The sequence below is a fragment of the Exiguobacterium sp. B2(2022) genome (assembly GCF_028823655.1).
Classification (GTDB): Bacteria; Bacillota; Bacilli; order Exiguobacteriales; family Exiguobacteriaceae; genus Exiguobacterium; species Exiguobacterium aestuarii_A.
Genome location: NZ_JAPEHX010000159.1, coordinates 1 through 549, shown reverse-complemented (window position 1 = coordinate 549; position 549 = coordinate 1). Strand labels below are relative to the sequence as shown.

Below are 549 nucleotides of genomic sequence, written 5' to 3'. Positions count from 1 at the left end.
TGTATCGGTTTGGGGTGGAATGAAAAATGAAACTCATCATGCGACCTCGCATGATGAGCTTTTTTATTGAGGTGAAATTTGTTATATTATGTACTTGATTAGAAAAAATAAACAACAATAATCCGATATAATTCCTTATAATTACATTATGATTGAATTTGAGTTCTATTATAATCATAAAATTGTGTGGATTAGGTTATTCAAAAATATCTTTCATAAATATTTATTACTGTAATCAAAACATGATGGAGTGAAGAAAATGGAAAAAGTTGAACATTACAATCGAACGCTCAAAGCTATGAGTCAATCGCTCCAGCAGATGATTCAATTCGCCAAACTGGTTGGTGTCGAGTCGATTGTAGAAGAGGGACACGAACTTCTCGACAGAATGATGCGGAGTACGTTTACTTTAGCAGTCACTGGGGAAGTATCGGCTGGAAAGTCAACATTTTTAAATGGAATTTTGAAGGAGCAGACTTTGCCGACCCAAATGAAAGAAACGACAGCATTGATTACTAAAATCAAAAAAGGCGAGCGTGAAATCCTTTT

1 protein-coding gene is annotated in these 549 nt (G+C 34.6%); it reads left to right on the top strand.

Annotated elements, in window-relative coordinates:
* Positions 1 to 259: 259 nt before the first annotated feature.
* Positions 260 to 549: dynamin family protein (locus ON063_RS14810; protein ID WP_274665651.1), on the top strand; the 290-nt coding region annotated here is incomplete at its 3' end.